Consider the following 18,399-nt stretch of genomic DNA (forward strand, 5'->3'; position numbering starts at 1 on the left):
TTTAGCTTTGGCAAAAAAACTTTAAGAATAGTGTTAATTGTGTCATAGGCAAATTTCCTTGATGAGGAGAATCCATTATTGCAGACGTTAGATTATTCGTTGGTTAGTAATGCTTAGTTAAATCATTTTTATCATACACAGAAAGTAGGTACTATCTATGGCTACTAAAGATCGTGTAATTGAAACTTACGATACATCTAGTTTTCTACAAAAGAACAGGTCAAAGGTTGCAATAGGTGCAGTTGGTGGTTTTGCCTATGGAGCGAAACACTTAATACAAACTCAACCTGTGCAAGGTTTAGTAAAAAGTGAAATTTTTGATGAAGAAAAAGGAATTTCCAAGAAAGTTGACAAGGGAAGTAGAATGCAATTTTCGGGAAATAAGTTTGGAACTGCTATGAGTAAGGGACATTACGCTGTTACTCCTGCTACTGTTTTAGATGTAGGACACCAAATTGAAGGATATGATGATACAGAAGAGATTAAAGGAGAACAAGAATTTCAACTTAGGAAAAAAATGAAGAAGCAAAGAGAGAAGAATAGAAATTTATATGGGAACATAAATCAAGGAGAAGTCGTATTTAATCTTTTTGAATCCAGAACAGGTCATCATAAGATGGGGAATGCTAAATTTAATTAGGGTGGAGCAGTGTATGGTTTCAATTGCAGATAACTTGTTAAGAACCCTCAAAAATACTAATAAACTTCTTAAAAAAAGTAATTGATGTAGAGAAGTTTATTCGTTCTAAAACAACTTGTCCAAGTATGTCTACTATTCGATATGCGGATCCCAATAATTGAGTATCAAATATAATGGTGACCTAGAAGTTAAAAGTAAGTATAAAAAAATCTGGAAATTTATCCATCTAGAAGTAAGAATAAATAATTTAACAAATTCATCAGTTGAAAATTTTTAGAGAAGAAAAATTAGAAAGCACTTCTTCGGTAGAGGCTATAAAACGGGCTGATATAGATACTCTTCAAGCAGCAGGTAAAGTGATGACAAGTAGCGATTAGTACAAACGGGTGTTATACGTAGTTCTTTAGTGGTTGCTTGAAATTAATGATTAAATGCGTATACATACGCAAATGGGTGATTCGAAAGACATGGATTTTACTACTAAGAAAATATGTAGAATTTATGCAAAAGAAAGAAACACCGCTATAAGGTGACGTGTCTACCCAATAAAAATGAGCATTATATCAAAAACAAGTGTCTCAAGTAACAAAAGGGATTGTTTAATCTAATAAATAGGAGGATAAAAAATGGCTATTTTAAATTCAATTAAAAATTTTGCTAAAATAGGTGTTCTAAATACAAAAAAGGCCGTAAATGGTGTTAAAAATGCTCCAAATAATATTATTAAGAGTACTTTTATTGATACAAAAAATAAGAAAAAGACATTGAGTAATCTATACACTGGTAAAAGAATAAACCCAAAACACTTTGCTGTTGTTGGAGGGGGATATCTTGCTTTTAATCAAGCTAAGATGAGTTTTGAATATCAAATAGAACCTCTTAAACGAGCGACCATGAATGACTATCAGTATATTGGATCGCCAGAAATTATGATGTACGACGGTGTAGGGCAAGAAAGAGTTTCTAAAAATTTAAATGTTGATGGAAGTATTGTATTTGATCTTCACAATAATAGAAGGGGGTAACCTAGATGAAAGTAAAGTCAATGATTAAGACATTAACCTCACCTCAAGCTATATTTGGATATAATGTTGCAAGAGGCTTACATGGGGGCGACAGTTTAGGCACATCGGTGGCTAAAGCATCTATTAAAGGGGTTTTAAGTGCTTCTAACCCTGTTTTGTTTGGGGTGGTAACCTGGGGAAGCTTAGCGCAAAAAGGTTACTGGGGTTTATTAGAATTCAATCACCAAAGGGAGCAATGGTGGAAAGCGCAGTATGCAACAAGTAACGTAGTTGGGGGTAAATTTTTAGATACGCGAGGGGCTCAAACAATGAGACAAGCAGCTGTACAGGCTATCCAGGGAAGTAAGATGAATGCAAGAAGTGCACTTGGTGGAGAAGCTAAAATATTAAGCCCTTACTAAGTTGCTACATATCTAGAAGGTATTAGAGAAGAGGATTGGAAATATGAGTGAAATTATTAATCTTGAACGTGAAATGCTCCAAATTATTCACGATCCTGTTCAAAGGAGAGAACATCACCTAGGGGAGAGTCCAAGTTGGTATCAAGAGCAAATTATTCGACAGTCACATCATCGCGAAGGTTTACGTTATGGTGAACGTGTCGGCACATGTATAGAAGAAAACCAACGAATTATAAATCCTAACACGGGAGAATATAAGTCGATAGGAGAGCTTTATCAGTCCCAACTAGATGGTATCGCTACACCATTATTAACATTGAATGAGTTCTATCAATTAAAGAACAGTAAAGCTTTTTCCATTGAAGATAACGGTGTTCAAGATACGTTCGCTGTTGTAACAAAACATGGGGCACGAGTTACCCTTACAAGAAATCATCCAGTACTAACAGTCGATGGATGGAAAGAAGTAGATGCACTCCGTATCGGAGAAAGAATTGCTACACCTAAGATCTTAACTGTGTATGGCACAAAACAAGTAGAAAAGAATAAACTTCGAATTCTTGCATATATGCTCGCTGCGGGGCGTTTAAATAAGAATAGTATTAGCTTCCAAGTACGTTATGAAGGTGTTGGTGAGTCGTTGCAAAAATCTTGTGAGGCAATTGGTATTACAACGTATTATGAGCATCATAAGAAGGCGACAGTCTATCTAATGGACTTTAGAAGTTTTGAGTTTTATAAGGAGATAGAAGAAAAAAAAATCCCTTCATTTATTTACGAATTGGATAGAAATCACTTAGCGTTCTTCTTAGGAAGTCTGTATTCGGCAGGTGGTTGGTTTTGCGCCGGACGTATTAGTGAAATTGGGTATGCTACTAAGTGTCGAAATTTTGCATTAGACCTAAAACACTTACTATTACGTTTTGGTATCCAAACGAATTTACTTCAAAAAGAAATGAACGGTTCTGTTTATTACCATCTTATGGTTTATCACTGTTCCTCTATTTTATTATTCCTCGAACATCTAGCTACACCAGAGCGTAATTATGAAGCAGTCCAACAAAGAGCACTGAAAATGAAACCTTCTGAACCAACACTCCCTAAAGAAGTATGGAAATACATTGAAAAGGAACGAATTGTTAAAGGAATGACGAAAGCTGAAGTGGTAGGAAAGGGTAATCGTCGCTATCGTACAGAAAAAGGTATCTCTTTAAGTAATGCTCGTGAATATGCAGAGAATTTACAAGTTGCAATGTTACATTACTTAATTGAATCTCATGTATTATGGGAAGAAGTAGTAGAAATCATTCCTTATGGTAAGAGACAGACTTATGATATCTTTGTTCCAGAGACTCATAACTTAGTAGTTGAAGATATTCTTGTATTTAGTCCATGTACAAATGTTTAGCATAGATAGTAATTGAATACACAAATGAAAAAAAGAGTAAGTGTTGTTACTATGATGTCTAACATCTTTACGATATATAACAACTTTGTAACGCCCCTTCAGGTAATCATTCCTGCTGGTAACGTGGTGAACATAGGGAAACTCTAATTTTTTAAAAGGAAATAACCCCCTGATCTGAGGCTATATAGAGTGCGTTCCTAATATCAATAACAAGGTGCAACGACTATTCCATTGGATGTGAAATGCGTCAACAAAAATGAGTCCATACGGGTAATTGAAGTATCTTGATTCAGAGCATTATGATATCTAGGGGAGATGATAGAGTCACGCATCATGTAAGAGTATGAACAGTTCATGAGGAAATAATAAAATAGTAGCGTTTTTTAAGAAAATAGCAGAAGTAGATTACATGAGTGATAAAAATTTTGAATCTATTTTCATCATTATCAAAGAAGCATCTATCATCCTATTTACTCCAATATGCCGAAGAGGGACATTCCTCAAAACATAGACTTAAATGAAAATGCATAAAGACGTAAAAAGGAATAAAAAACGTTTAGAATCTGAGGACATACTACCTTACTAGGGTTGCTTTTGAACATGAGGTACTTGCTGAGTTTTAAGTGTTTAATAAAAATATATTGACGGAGCAGCGAGCATTGGTTACAACTACACTACATTACTAACTCATAATAGTCCAGTTGCTATAGTTATTGAATGGATAAAAATTGAGTAGTTACATAAGTTGTTGTTACTCAATACTATCTTTACGATTTTCGTCATACAAGACTATAGTTTTGGAAAACAGATATATTATTTGGGGAATTTCAATTTATTAGCCGTGTTAAAATTTCTAAAGGGAAGTTTACATCAGGTAATTCAGCTAAGGAGATTATAAAGTAGGTAAGTCCGCATTTACTTAGACGAACATGTTTTAAAGGGATTATTGTTCGGATTATTAGTGTTCGTTAATAAATACCCTAAATTTATAATTTTTATTAATATATCAAACACTATGAAAATAACGAAGGTAAGGAAAATATCTATTAATTTGTGTAAACAGCAGGAACGTTCAGTTAGTTCTAATGATTTAGAACAAATAGAGAAAGCAAACCCACCTAATTTAAAAAAGAGCTTGCAAAGTTTGGGATTGAGGTATTCATGGTTCCGATATGAATATGCCTTCCCGCGGAGTATGGTAATAAAGGCGATAGGTATCCGCAGTGGGCCTGTTGCTTTTTTTATACGAAGGAGGACAACAATATGGATGAAGTATTAGGAAAAAAAGTTGAACTGGATACCGAATTAGAGCGTTCCATTATTGAATACAGACCACGCGTAAAGTATGAACCAAATAAGCCTTTTACTGTTAATTTACCAACAGAAGAAATCATAGAGGAAGATCAAAAGGAATTTGATGAAGATGGTTCGTTTATTCCGGAAGAAAAGCCAGCTAAACAATATGATAAATTTGTAGGTACACTAGAGCTTATTAATGAACTTATTGAATATATTGAGAAAAAAATGAAAGGCTTACAAGTTCCAATTTCTATAGAAGAACTTGAGAAGGTATATGAGTCACAACCATTTTTTGAACAAGATATAGGGGACGAAGGTTTCATTGACTTTGAAACATATCAGAAAACATTTGAAAATCCAGAAGCACCTGCAAATTCACTTATTCAAGATATTGTTCATTCGTACGCAGAAGATGTGGAGGGCAGCTTAGAGTTAGAATTTTATGAAGATCTAAAAGAGTTGCATTCGATAGTAGAGGAAGGATATTTCCTATTTAAAGAAACTGTTTTAAAGAATTATCTTGATGGAAATATTCCTAAGACACCAGAAAAGAATAACGGTTTTACTGAGCAAATTGAAAAAGCAGTTAAGAAGCAAAAACAATGGTTTGATCAAGTTACAAGCCTCTATAGGAACAACGAGCGTAAATATTATGATGCCCTAAAAACACAGTACGGTTCACCTGAATTCTTCAAGATAAGTGAGGAATATACAAAAACAAAGCGCCCTTATGACGTTGTGGTTCGTAAAGAAAAGACACTTAATGAGGTGAGTTCTCTTATAGATGGTCTTCTTATAGGTTCACAAGATTGTTCTGAATCTATTAAATTTGGATTAGCTATAGGTAGCGAGATTGATGGTGAAGGGGTTATGAATTTATTAGAAAATCAGGCTTCTACAAAAGAACAACTTACCGATTTGCTCAAATTAACTCAGCTATCATTGAAGTTACAACTTAATCAACAAATTGAAGATAAGAAACAATATCGAGACGTGTTAAAAAACATTAACAATCTTTCTCGTAAAAAGCGTGCGCACGATGAATTATTAATGGCATTGGAACTTCGAAATACGATGTACCTAAACATGTACGATTCATTGCAACATTTGGAATCTCCAAGCAAGGCACCTGGTGTGGAATCATTCCTAAATCAAATGGCTGGAGGATTAAGTCTTGTACAAGAACAGTATGACTCATTTCTACAAGATGTATATGCAATGTATATGTCTGAATACGAAGTAAGAAAAGAAAAAATCGATAAAACATTAAACAAGGAAAATGCAAGAGCAGGTTATTCTTTGGTATCAGAGTATCTATAAAAGAGGTTTACTTCATCCTAATCCATATAAGGATAGATGAGAAAACGCTGGCCAACTTATAGGAGGCTCTATTCCTTTTGAATATGGTGACTATTAGACAAAGAAAATAAAGTGACCTAAGAGGTGAATCCAGATTGTTCAGTTTATCTCGAGATGAATTATTTTTTTATCGTTGAAAAACATACCATTGGGATGTACTAAAAGTAAGTAGAAGGTGTTTTTGCAACAAAACTTAATAATTAGTAAAACAATTAAATGTAGAAGCAGATTGGGATAAATGCGGACAACCTTCTTATGAAAATGAAGGTATATGGAAATAACAAATGTGGGTCATACTTAAAATCTAGGAAAGTAATAAACTATCTACAAAATCTACTATACTAAGGTAGAATCTGTAAGAAGTAAGATGCGTGCTATCTGCATTTCAGAAATACAAGATTTTAAACAATACAATATTTTAATGGAGGGGTAAGAATGTATACGTACAATCAACTTATTTTCCCTTCTCATATGGAAAAGAATACTCGTTTTCTAGTATTAGCGGGCTTTTCTTTAAATGGGCCAGTAGGGACACCTTTTATTATTCGAGATAACATAGAGCCATCTTATATTCTTGGTGATTGTCGCCTGACGGAGAACGTAAGAATGGCAAAAAAATACGGAATCACCCCACTAATCCTTCGGTTAAATGGGTCTCATGGAGAATGCGTTGTTAATCATGATGAACTTAATACTCCAGTTTTCCGATTTAAAACATTTGAAGCAACAGATGAGTCAAATAACATAGCTATTCACCTATTTCCGACGTATATGATTATTAAAGGCATAAACACTAGTTATTCATACCTGTTTGCTGATTATAAAGGAGTAGATGACTTAGCTTTTGCTATCAAACAAGATCTTTATTTTGGGTCGGGAGAAGTTGATGTAGAAGTTATTAATCAAATTCCAATAAAAGGATTATGTGCTTCTGAGAAATACGTTAGATTTACTGGAGCGGATGATGGCTTCCATTATGTAAGTAATCATAGCAATCCAGACTCAGAAGATAAGATTCAAATGCAATTACAGCTATTAAAAGATAGTTTTATTGCTGAAGATGGAAGTGAGGTTTTCTTTACAGGAGAATTAAGTAGTTTTCAAGTAGATACACTCCTATTTACAGATATACCTTACGAGAAAGCACCTGGGCAGCTATCCTCTATATTCGGGGAATTTGCCAAGACTAAGACAAATGAACAATCTATTTTCTGCTCAGTTGTTTTATGCTCTGATCTATTCTCTAAAAGTCGTTTTACGGTAACAGGAGAAGATACATACGAGACTCAAGTGCAATCACTTGTAGAAAAAGCTTCTATTAATACAGAAGAACATCGTCATTTAGAGCACATAGAAGTTGTAGTTGGTATACAAAACTCTGAGAACCCTAAATATTCCTCTATGCCAGTTGCAGCAAATTATGCTTGTATGCGATATAAACTGCCGAATTTCTATAATTCAGCTACAAATAAACAACTACTAAACATAAATACATTACAAAATAGAGAACTCAAAAAGGTGGAAGTTGCTAAATTAACAAGTAGTGGTTATATATGTATAGTACCATCAATTAAAAAAGGATTTGTTCCTTATTCCTCAAGAAATCTTTACCCTCAAAACAAATTTTATTCAAAACCTCATTATCTCCGGAGTATAGGTTACGATGTTAATCGAATTGCTGGATTCTTTAATCAATACATTGGGGAACCATTAAGCTTCGTATTACTTCAATCTATCATTACGCAAGTTGATGCCTTCATTGATAGTCTTGCAGAAGATCATCCAATCTACAGAGATATAAAAATGGAAGTCTTACATTATGATCAAGAAAATCTTACTCTATCTATTTCATTTGAGTTATATGGTGAGATTGAAACGGTTAGAACTTCCTTTACTTATATTTCGTCAAGTGAGGTGAGTGTTTCATGGCAGTAGAAATCAATAAGCCAACCCAAGCAAATGGTTCTATGGACTATGAAGATATGACAAAGACAATAAAGCATTTACTAGATGCTGCTTGGGGAACTCAGTGGGGAAGCTTTACCCCGGAAGAACCAACTGTGACAGTTGACAAGCCTGTAGCATATCCAGTTATCATTCATTACCTTAAGTTAATGCAACCAGGACTAATTGGTAAAAGCATCAGAGAAATTAAACCTCGTCAACGTTACCTTGCTTTTAATGAAGATCCTAAAGGAACTCTACCACCTGCAACTAAGGTTTATGGTCAGGTATTTGATGCAGAAGTTGTTTTTGAGATTTGGGAAGAAACCAATGCGCGAGTAGACAAGCTCACAAAGGAGTTTCGTCAAACGCTTGCAACATTCACGGGATTCCTTAAAGAGAAGGGGCTTAAAGAACTTCAATTCGTAAAGATGGAAACAGACTTATCAAAAGCAAATATAAGTAATGCTAGTAAGGTTCGTAGACTTGTTTATTTTGCTAAATTTGAAGAATTAACAGAAGTTTCTGTAGAAATCCTTCGTGTGATAGATGTCGTAGAACAGAAACTTCAGGAAACCACAAAAACGTTAAGAAACAAAAAAATCCAACTGGATGAATAGCGCTTGTCGCTTTTCAAATATAACAAAATAAAGAGGAGGCAAACCTATGCTTTATGAAAATCTTCCTGGCATTAATGTCACACTAAAAGATGGTGGCTTAATTGTCCCAGAACGAGGCGGATCAGAATCGATCCTAATCATTGCTCCATCTCTTGCGAAAGATGCTCCTGAAGAACCAGTATTAATTCGTAGTTCAACTGAACTTGTACAAGCTGGATTCGGTGACTTCTATGTTGCAGGAGAAGTTAACCCAATTGCTGCAGAATGGAAAGCTGCTACTGATGCAGGAGCTAGAATGGTTTACTTAGTAGCCCTTAAAGAAATCAGCTTAGAGCGTGCTGCTGAACTTGAGAAATATGCAATTGATGCCTATGTGGCTGCAGGAAACCAACTAGTAGAAGCCCAAGCTAAATTCAAAGACGTTTTAGTTGGCTCTACAGAAGCTGTTCGTATGCGCCGAAAATTCATCTATTTCTACGACATGCTAATGAGTGACCTACTTGATTTCACTGTGGATCACGTAGTTCTTAAAGGGGTTACACTTGAGGACGAAGCTACTAACTTAGTTGGTGAGTTTTTCCCTGAAGTTCCAAACTCTGAAGATTTCCCTTATATTAGTGGAATGGTTACTTCTTCTTATGTAATGGAGTCTCACGCTATTAATTACCCAGTAGAAATCAAAACTGGTACAAGCGATACGCTAGTAGTAAAGGTTGATGGCAAAGATGTAACGTTTACGCTTCCTGCTAAAACTTACAATGGTAGTTCATTAACAATAGCTGACTTGGTAAAAGACTTGAAGGCTGTTATCGATGAAGATGCAACTGGTATTAAAGTTAATGTGAGAGAAGACAGTGGTAAAATTGTCCTTTACTTCGATGCTCCTGCTTCTATCCAAGCTGGTACAACAGCGGCTGGTCTTCAATTAGATAAGCAAGTAGCAACATGGAAGAAAACAAGCTTTGGTGTAATTCACCGTGGCTCATTCGCTCAAACAGTTGCTGATTATTGTTCAATGAAAACTTTAATGAAATCAGCTGCGATTGGATACATTGGAGTTAAATCTCCAGTAGATACAAAGGTTTCTACAATCCGAAAATATGTGGAAGAATTATCTAAGATTGATACAGAAATCTCACCTTATCTTCAAGTAGTGGGATCTGAAGTGGGAGTAATCATGCCAACAACAAACTCAATCCACTATGTAAATGGTGCGACTCACTACGCTGCACTACTTTCAACTCTTCGAAAAGAAAGTGCACCTACAAATAAACCTATCAAAGGTGTTAAAGCTATCCGTTTTGATTACTCTCTTCGCCAACTTTCTAAACTAACTAGTAAGAAAATCGTTACATTCCGTTTAAAAGATTCAAATCAGTTAGTTGTTACAGACGGAATCACAACTGCGCCATCTATTGTAATGGCTGGAAAAGTACGTGAAAGTGACTTTGCTCGTTTATCTACTCTTCGTATTACCCAGCTTGCTATCCAAGTTGTTCGTGAAGCAGTAGAACCATTTATTGGTGAAGCAAATGAAATGCCACAATACAACGCAATGAACACTGCTATCAAGTCTGCATTAGAGAAAATACGCGAAGCAGGCGCTATTCAAGGATACAAATTCTCAATTGAAAACCTTGGAGTATACTTAGATGAGGTAACTGTAACTTTAGAAATTATCCCGGCATTTGAATTACGTCGTGTACAAGTTCAAGTTAACTTAACTCCTCCTGAGTATATGCTACAAGGACTTAGCCAGTAAGAACTATTAATGAGAAGAGGGGATCAAATGCCCCTCTCTTATATAAAAGAATAACAGGAGGTTATTAACCTATGAGTACAACAGCTTCTCGCTATAGTAAAACTTTCACTACTTACGGTGGCTCTGACATCGTATGTACATTTAATGGACAGGTAGTTGGCCAATTACAAGCTATTACTTACTCAGTTACTCGTGAAAAAGGACCTGTGTATGTAATGGGTGATCCAAACCCAAAATCTTTCTCTCGTGGTTGAGATGTAGCCACCTTTCTATGGTGACATAGAATGACAAACTCCGTGAACTGCTGGAAACCCCTAAAGCTTTTGTTACTACAACGTAACTAGAAATGGTAAGCGTGAATGTTGAAAAAACAAAAGATATTTATATTCATGTTATGAATTGAAAAATTTATGGCGTAGAAAATAATGGGCAATCAGCAGCCAAGCTCCTGTTCCGAAAGGATGGAGAAGGTTCAACGACTAGAGTGTACTACCTGAAATGGTAATGAGACTTATTAGTGCGGAGCAAGTTGAACGTCCATGTAAGATGACAATGCTTTAATGGGCGAATTCACATCAAAATATAATTACAAAAATAACCTTATTAAAAACATCAATTCACCAGAATACTGGTATATTGCAGAAATGCAAGCCTCAGATGTAAGAGATATTCTTTGTCCGGATAACCGATTGAAACAGAACTCCCAAGCAAAAAATTAAAATTTTTACAACACCATGATGGCTTAGTGTTTTAAAAAATGTTTTTAAAAAGGAAAAAAGAAAAGTATTTAGAAGTGTGTTATCAACTTGAAGATATAGTCTAGTCCGTCTGTAAAACAGAGTTAAAATATCTCGAAAGAGACGGTGTAAACGAAACGTGGTATTGCAGGAAGTTTAGTATTTACTATCTTCGACCGTGATGCACTATTTAATCTTAAGCAACAAGCTGCTGTTCACCGTCATGGCTTAAATCAAACGGATGCACTTGCTAGTAGCTCTACTCAGGTATTAGATGCTGATGCAAATGCTGCAGCTTTAACTCAGCGTAATGACTTAGTTCAGGGATGGCAGACAAAGCGTAAAGCCAACTTCATCGACGAAATCCCTCCATTTGATATCACAATCAACTTCCTTAACGAATATGGACAAGCTAGTAAAATGGAAATCTACGGTGTAGAGATTCTTAACGAAGGAATGGGCTTAAGTGTAGATGACAACACTACAGAAAAAGCTTGTACTTTCATTGCTCGTAATATTGTTGAAATGCGTCCACAAGATGATTGGGAAGTAGAATAATAAAAACTTAAAGAGGTGCTTCGGCATCTCTTTTTGTATTTGGTAGCAAAAATATTATCGAGTGGTTATGTTCTATTTATAGAAAAATAGAAAGGCAGGTGTCTTCATGAGTAGTAGATATCAGAAGACTTATACGAGTTTTGCTGGTACAGATATTGTTGCTGTTGTAACCCCTGAAGGTGGTAAATCTGTAGTACTAGGTCAATTGCAAACAATCTCTTATTCTGTTTATAGACCGACAGCTCCAGTATTTGCTTTAGGACAAATTGCAGCTAAAGGTGTTGTCCGTGGTGCAAGAACAGTAGCAGGAAGCTTAATCTTTACGGTGTTTGACCGCCATGTATTATACGAAATTATGAAAGATCATAATGTGAATGGGAACAGTTGTCCTATCAATAAAAGTGACGAGCTACCACCATTTGATATAACAATTAACTTTATGAATGAATATGGGCAATCTTCTAAATTGGTGATATATGGAGTTAACCTTATTTCAGAAGGTCAAACAATGTCAGTTGAAGACATGATTACAGAAAATACAATGGAATTCATTGCTCTAGATATCGAAACAATGAAACCAGATGTTTTTGATGAAGGGTGGTAAGAGATATGAGTAATGGGGCTTATACACCGGCAGGTAAATCTAAAAGAGGTTATGCAAATTATTACTCAGGAACAGATATCCGAATTTACTTTGGAGATAACTGGATAGATGAAATTGTAGAAATAGAATGGACAATGCAGGAACAATTAGCACCAATCTTCGGATATGCTTCTTATACCTGGGATAAGGTAGCTAGAGGGAACAGGTTGGTTCAAGGTTCTTTTTCTATTAACTTCAAAGAAGCTGGTTATTTACAAACGGTACTTAATAGTTTAAGTTCTGAAATGACAGAGGAAAATGAGTGGTTTAGCCTAGCAGAATTTAATGGTGAAAATGGTCAAAGTGCCCATAAAAATACAAAGGTTGAAGACCTTATAGGTAATTTTCAAGCATTAGCAGATGATTATGAAAATGCACTATGGGGAACAAACTCTAACTCTTCAAAGTTAATAGATAGCCGTAGAACTGATACATTCTTTTATAGCACAAATGAAAATGAAAAAAATAGGAATTTGAAAGAACATGGTTTTAATATCTTACTAACTTATGGAAATAATCCTTGTGCTGTTAGAGGGACTGGAAGCTACAAGACCGTTCAAACAATAGTTGGAGTGCAATTAACAGGTGTTTCTCAAAGAGTAGATCCGTCTGGGAACCCTATTTCTGAAGTATATACTTTTATAGCAAAAGATATCTCGGGGAATGTGCAAAAAGCGTACTAATTTTAATTATGGGATTTATATGACTAAATGATTTTAACTTTTAAATTTTTATATTAACGAGAGAAAGAGGAGGAAGTATAATGACAAAACATATTAAAAAAGAAGAAGCTTTAATGGAGGGTACTCAAGAAGAAACTTCGGTTGTTAAAGTAGGAGACAAATTCGATGAAGATGACGTTTCAAAAGCAGAACAAGAAATCTTCCCAGGTGGCCCGACTTATAACGAACTTGAAAAATGGAAGTCTATGTATGCAGGAGAAGTATACTTAACTGAGTTTGATGAGGAAAACATTTTTGTATGGCGACCAATTAAGCGTAAAGAATACAAAGATATTGCTAAAATTCCAAATGCAGATAATTTCTATAAAGAAGAGCGTATCTGCGAAAAAGCAGTTCTTTTCCCTGCTAACTATGGTTTCATGCAAATGACAAATGGTAAAGCTGGTATCCCGACACTATTACACGAATTGGTACTAGAGAAGTCAGGGTTCGCAGCAAAAACAGGCGCAATGCGCTTAAGCTAAGAGCGGAGGAGGCGTATTATCGCCTCCTATTTTTATTGTAGGGAGGAAAAAACATGCTAATCGATCCTAATTTATTAGATGACAAGGTAAAAGAATTACCTATTGAATTTGAAACATATGAAGAAGAGGTAGGTTTCAAGGAGCAATTACGTATTTGGCATGAGAAATATGGGCATATCTTTATGCAAGAAATAAACAATGTCATATTTTTCTTCCGTGCATTAAGCAAAGAAGAATTGAAAATTGCACAGGAAGTATACAATGATGACTTTGAAAGAACTGAGTATATATGTAAAACTTGCGTTATAGAGCCAATTATTGAAGATTACTCGTTAGATATTTTTGCAGGTGTTCCAGAAATTCTCTGTCTTTCTATCTTAGAGGAGTCAGGTTACACAAAAGCTCAAAAAGTTAAAATTATGATAGCTAGATGGGAAAAACATATGGAAGAAGTAGAAAATCAACTTCCATTAGTAATAAAAGAAGCATTCCAAGATATCCCATTAAGCGAAATTGAATCATGGACAATGGCTAAAACAGCAGAGTATTATGTAAAAGCTAAATGGTTATTAGAAAATATACGAGGATTAAAATTATTGGGTGAAGAAGAAACTCAACAACAGTAGCCGTAAGGTGGTGAAGACGTATGGTCGATAAACGTTATATGGGTGAAGAGAAAGAGAAAAATCATGTGCTTAGAAATATAGCCAAAACAAGTTCTTTTATAGGGGAAGGGGTAATGGAATATCGCGATTTTTCTATGATAGGTAAGTCCGTATCTCATTTATCTAGTAACGTAGCAGTTACAGGTAGTGTTGCGTTAAGTAAAGATAATTATAAATACAGTACTGTATCCGATGCAGGAGCATTTATGCAGAGGAAATCTAATGGTCTTGGTAAAACTGCTTATGTTAGTAGAAAGTTACGCGGTGGTTTTGATGGTTATATACAGGAGAAGATGTATAAAAAATTAGAAAATTATATCCGTAGAAATATTAAAAAGAAGCAGATACTTAATAAGCGTCTAAGTCAAAAGAATATGGAATACACTACTCGTTATTATAACGAATTCCACAAAAGAAATATGTGGGGTTTTAACAAATTTGAATACGAAGCTACTCAATTATTCCGTCAAAATAAAATTCTTGAAAAACTTCAAAAACTATCTTCTATTAAAAACAATGGTGGGGACAAGATCCTCAAAGCCCTTATCCAATACTACAATCAGAATAAAGATATTTTCAATAGTCCTGGCGATTACATTAATGATTTTATAAAGCAACTGGAAAATGGAAAATATGCTCATAAAGTTAAATTCCTAGGTGATACGCAACGAAATGTATTTCAAAAGCAAATGCTTCAAACTCTTGGGTGGTACAAGGATATTAAAAAAATATTTGAAGAAAATAAAGGTACAATACTACCCCAAGCTAAGGCAATTGAAACCGCGTATGCTTACGAATTTATCAAAGATGCAATTAATCAGACCAACACATTAATGACTTATTTAAAGAAAACAGGCTTTAATTACACTACATTAAAAGATGCTGAAAAATTTGATATAGCTACTAAGCGTAGGTATGGGTTAATCATTAATGACATTGATGAAAAAGGAAATGAAAAATCTATTGATGTTACTGCAAAGTTACGAAATTTCTTAAATAACAATAAATACAATAACGATTTAAATATATTGTTAGATAAAAAGGGAATATCTTTCGACTTTGAAAATATAATTCTTGATAGTAATTTATACACGCATGCTAAAACAGGTGAAATGATTGAAAACAGGTATTTAAAAGCTGGTGCTATTAGTGCAATAGATTCTTTCCAGGAACGTGTTGAAGCTCCATCATTTATTACTAATTCGACGGATCTAACATCTTGGCAAGCTTTTTACTCTAGTCTATCTAAAGAAGAATTACAGGTATTAGATTCAGGACAAGTTCATAAATTCGCAAGCAACTTAGGCGATAAAGGATTTGATAGTGTAACTAAAACGAATCAAGAAGAGGATATTCGTAATCCATTAAATAATAATGGCCATTTTTATACTAGTGGAAATGTTTTTCGTTATACAGAATCTGGCATAGGAGATTTAATTGAAACACCATTACAATTCGGTGCGTTCTCGCGTATGGATAAGTCTTATGCTCGTTCTGGGTATAAAGAAGAGATAACGGATAGAGATGCCTCGCAACTTTACGAGGATAATTCTGTTGGAAAATTAGTAAGAGGGACATGGAAGTATATAAATCCCTCTAAGGGATTTATATCTTTAAATGAACCAGCAGTGGATAAAAGTTTATCAACCTTAATGGAATTCATGATTCCGACATTTGATGACGACGTAGTACGTATCTCTGCAATTGAAAAACTTAGACGTTCATTCCATCAATTCGATTTAAGAGCATTAGATAATGAAACTGGAGTTTTTACACCGGATGTCGTGAAGAAGTTTGCAAAAAATAAGGGGATTTTATCTGAATTAGATATAAAGAATATAAAGGGGTTAGAAACATTAAACGAGTTTCTGGGTTGTGACAATATTCATACTATTGATGCAAGGCCTCGTGAAGCAAGGGTATTCCTTGAAGATGTTATAAATAATGATAAAGATAAAGTTAGTTTTATTAGTACTAAATTAGTTTCAGATAGTAGCATAAGTAAAGTTGGAAAAGCAATTGCATCAGAGATTAATATTAACGACTTAAAGAGTTCTGGAGCCATTGATGATGAATGTGATCTAACATTTAATACAAAAATAAATACTATCGACGCGGTATCACCCCTAGTTGGGCAAGGGCTAGCTGTTTCGAAAGAAAGGTTAGCGGGAAGTCATATTAATAGAGATACTTTAGCAAACGGAAAAAAATCAACTCAAGTTATTGACGATATTAGTCGAATTGATGAGTTATCAGATTTTTTTAAAGAGAAATTTTATAGTGCTTCAAAGTTAGATGATATCTTTGGTTTCTTAACGAAAACAGGAGTTGGATGCGAAGATTCCGGACGTGGGGAAACACTTGTATCATCAATATTAAGGACTTCGCCACATCAAGATTTTTTAGTTGGGAATCATGGTAGTACCTTATCAGGTATTGGTCGGCGTTATGTTTCTCGTGGTTCTAACAAAGTTTATTCTTCGCGAATCCTAAATAAGATGTTTGATGATTTGCCTAGTATAGGTGAATCACTAGACTCATCGCTTAATGATCAAATACAGAAGGATGAAATAAAACTTTTTGGTAAAGCACATGAAACACCTGATAAGTATCATTTGGATGGAACAGGTTCTGATGAGATTACAAGGCTGATTTACGAAAATAAAGGTACATATCATTGGAACAATAAGAAGTTCTCAAATGTTGAAATTCGAGAAAAAAATGGAACAGTTCCTAAAAGTATCGATACACATACGTTTATGGTTCAAGAGTTTGACACTTCAGTTAAATTAACTCAGGAAGATAACCAAGGTGTTATTGATTGGATGGCACAGTATTTTAAATTCGGTGAGAAAGATAAAATTGGTTTTACTAGAGATTTTGTTGCTCGAATGAATAATACATACGACTCGGTAGCTGATGGGAAATATATTGAAATGGTAACGCATGATATTCTTCCTAAAATACCTTTCGCCGGAAAAATAGCCGATATGTTCTTACAGAAACGTACATCGATTGAAAGTTATAAGAGAGACCAAGTATACGATTCAGATTGGAGACTTTGGCCCCAGCTATACGAAGGTAATACGGTTGTTTCTCAAAATCAAGTTATTACTGGCGAGGAAATCACAAATATGGGTGCACGAAGAATTATTTCTCGACTAAATAATGTTTTTGTTCCTCAAGTGCGTGAAGGCGAACGAGAAATTAATCAGTATTTCGATATTTTGGATAAATCTAGTAAATCTGTTCAAAGTAAAGGAAGTGCAAGTTTAGAAGCGTTCTTTGATGATACGGATGGAAAAGAACGAAAAAACAAAGGATTAAAAGGCTACTCAACAGATAAGAAGAAAACATTGTCCTGGGCTAAAAAAATGGGTTATGGTGACACCGAAGCCGTTAAATCACAAATTAATGAACTTTTCGATGGACTAGAAGATATTTCGTCTACAAAAGAAACTAATCAAGCAGGTAAGTACCTACCCTTGGCTATAAAGTCTCGACAAGAATATAAAGGTATTTTTTATAGCATGGGTGAGACTGAAGACTCTGATAGCACATCGTTAATGGGAGCCTTAACACCAAAAGGGCAAAAATATATTCCTCGATTCTTTGAGACGAATAGCAGTAAAGAAGGTCAAGAGATTCTAGGATATGTTCCTGAAGACACAAAAGGAATTTTACAGGACAGTTGGGGGCTTAAAGTAGATAAACAAGAAGGCATTGAAGATTATTTTAATACTCATTATCTACCAACTGAAAATTGGACTGGATGGAACGCAAGCACAAATCTTGATGGTATAAAAATCAAGGTTATGCAGAAGAAGGGGGGAAATCCAACTACTTCTGGTGATTGGAGTAAGAATCAAACTAGAGCGGAAAAAACAGGAGAAAAAGTAATTCCAATACACTCTTTAAATAGTTTGATTAATATCGGTCGCTTGCGTGATGTGTTATTAGGAATGGGACTATCAGATGTAGATGTTCAATTAACTACTTCTTATGGTGAAGGACCAGGTGGAATCAATACTTCCATCGACATCATGAAAGATGTGAAAAATGAAATTTTAGATGGTCTTAATGCGGGAGTACATTCCTCATTATTCTAGAATACATTAAGCGGCGTTCAGT

At 34.8% G+C, this 18,399-nt stretch carries 15 protein-coding genes; all 15 read left to right on the top strand.

The window, feature by feature from the left end; genetic code table 11:
- Positions 1 to 157: 157 nt before the first annotated feature.
- The 15 genes from ACTFN4_RS11735 to ACTFN4_RS11805 all read left to right on the top strand — a co-directional run bounded on the left by ACTFN4_RS11735 (position 158) and on the right by ACTFN4_RS11805 (position 18,377).
- Positions 158 to 640 (top strand): hypothetical protein, encoded by a 483-nt coding sequence (locus ACTFN4_RS11735; RefSeq protein ID WP_025966533.1) that lies wholly within the window; start codon positions 158 to 160, stop codon positions 638 to 640.
- Between the two features lie 626 nt (positions 641 to 1,266).
- Positions 1,267 to 1,665: a hypothetical protein gene (locus ACTFN4_RS11740; RefSeq protein WP_025966532.1), complete on the top strand. Its 399-nt coding sequence runs from the start codon at positions 1,267 to 1,269 to the stop codon at positions 1,663 to 1,665.
- Between the two features lie 5 nt (positions 1,666 to 1,670).
- On the top strand, positions 1,671 to 2,066 hold the full coding sequence (locus ACTFN4_RS11745) for a hypothetical protein (protein ID WP_025966531.1): 396 nt from the start codon (positions 1,671 to 1,673) through the stop codon (positions 2,064 to 2,066).
- Between the two features lie 43 nt (positions 2,067 to 2,109).
- A complete protein-coding gene (locus tag ACTFN4_RS11750; protein ID WP_166572379.1) occupies positions 2,110 to 3,474 on the top strand; it encodes an LAGLIDADG family homing endonuclease in 1,365 nt (454 codons plus the stop codon).
- A 1,263-nt stretch (positions 3,475 to 4,737) separates the two neighbouring features.
- A complete protein-coding gene (locus ACTFN4_RS11755; protein WP_025966528.1) occupies positions 4,738 to 6,093 on the top strand; it encodes a hypothetical protein in 1,356 nt (451 codons plus the stop codon).
- A gap of 474 nt (positions 6,094 to 6,567) precedes the next feature.
- Positions 6,568 to 8,067, top strand: a complete 1,500-nt coding sequence (locus ACTFN4_RS11760) for a hypothetical protein (RefSeq protein WP_000288990.1) — start codon at positions 6,568 to 6,570, stop codon at positions 8,065 to 8,067.
- Positions 8,058 to 8,696, top strand: a complete 639-nt coding sequence (locus ACTFN4_RS11765) for a hypothetical protein (protein WP_000257578.1) — start codon at positions 8,058 to 8,060, stop codon at positions 8,694 to 8,696. The genes ACTFN4_RS11760 and ACTFN4_RS11765 overlap by 10 nt, the downstream gene beginning before the upstream one ends.
- 46 nt (positions 8,697 to 8,742) lie before the next feature.
- Positions 8,743 to 10,458: a hypothetical protein gene (locus ACTFN4_RS11770; RefSeq protein WP_000965155.1), complete on the top strand. Its 1,716-nt coding sequence runs from the start codon at positions 8,743 to 8,745 to the stop codon at positions 10,456 to 10,458.
- Between the two features lie 71 nt (positions 10,459 to 10,529).
- Positions 10,530 to 10,712: a hypothetical protein gene (locus ACTFN4_RS11775; protein ID WP_000108095.1), complete on the top strand. Its 183-nt coding sequence runs from the start codon at positions 10,530 to 10,532 to the stop codon at positions 10,710 to 10,712.
- A gap of 903 nt (positions 10,713 to 11,615) precedes the next feature.
- Positions 11,616 to 11,753, top strand: a complete 138-nt coding sequence (locus tag ACTFN4_RS11780) for a hypothetical protein (protein WP_000409223.1) — start codon at positions 11,616 to 11,618, stop codon at positions 11,751 to 11,753.
- 106 nt (positions 11,754 to 11,859) lie between these two features.
- Positions 11,860 to 12,357 (top strand): hypothetical protein, encoded by a 498-nt coding sequence (locus tag ACTFN4_RS11785; protein WP_000098836.1) that lies wholly within the window; start codon positions 11,860 to 11,862, stop codon positions 12,355 to 12,357.
- Positions 12,358 to 12,362: 5 nt separating this feature from the next.
- Positions 12,363 to 13,079: a hypothetical protein gene (locus ACTFN4_RS11790; RefSeq protein ID WP_000064652.1), complete on the top strand. Its 717-nt coding sequence runs from the start codon at positions 12,363 to 12,365 to the stop codon at positions 13,077 to 13,079.
- Between the two features lie 80 nt (positions 13,080 to 13,159).
- Positions 13,160 to 13,603, top strand: coding sequence for a hypothetical protein (locus ACTFN4_RS11795; RefSeq protein WP_000160472.1), 444 nt, complete (start codon positions 13,160 to 13,162; stop codon positions 13,601 to 13,603).
- A 53-nt stretch (positions 13,604 to 13,656) separates the two neighbouring features.
- A complete protein-coding gene (locus ACTFN4_RS11800; protein WP_166572381.1) occupies positions 13,657 to 14,229 on the top strand; it encodes a tail chaperonin in 573 nt (190 codons plus the stop codon).
- A 20-nt stretch (positions 14,230 to 14,249) separates the two neighbouring features.
- Entirely contained in the window at positions 14,250 to 18,377 is a 4,128-nt protein-coding gene (locus tag ACTFN4_RS11805) for a hypothetical protein (RefSeq protein WP_439962325.1), read from the top strand.
- Positions 18,378 to 18,399: the final 22 nt, after the last annotated feature.

It is taken from the genome of Bacillus cereus group sp. MYBK95-2, from assembly GCF_051915225.1.
Classification (GTDB): domain Bacteria; phylum Bacillota; class Bacilli; order Bacillales; family Bacillaceae_G; genus Bacillus_A; species Bacillus_A cereus.